This is a genomic window from Chromohalobacter sp. HP20-39 (assembly GCF_033052815.1).
Classification (GTDB): domain Bacteria; phylum Pseudomonadota; class Gammaproteobacteria; order Pseudomonadales; family Halomonadaceae; genus Chromohalobacter.
Genome location: NZ_JAWHTP010001114.1, coordinates 1 through 240 on the forward strand (window position 1 = coordinate 1; position 240 = coordinate 240).

Below are 240 nucleotides of genomic sequence, written 5' to 3' on the forward strand. Positions count from 1 at the left end.
CCTTGAAAAGTCGCTGAAGGGCCAGGCCGACGTCATTGAGTCTGTTCCGTGCCGGGACAATCCGATGCACTCGACGTGCCCATTGCTGGCTCAGGCGCGCAGGGCGAGCACGGATCTCACGGAAGTGCGGATCTCGTTGGCAGAGCTTCGAACCGGCTACCGGGACAAGCTCAAGCTCAAGACGGCGCTCGATGAGCAGCTCGCGCCGTTGGCGGGCCAACGTGCTTCACTTCGAGCACT

The 240-nt window shown here is 62.5% G+C and carries 1 protein-coding gene; it reads left to right on the forward strand.

The genetic code is table 11. The features are described from left to right. On the forward strand, positions 1–240 hold a 240-nt coding region (locus RVY79_RS21365), incomplete at both ends, for a hypothetical protein (protein ID WP_317466629.1).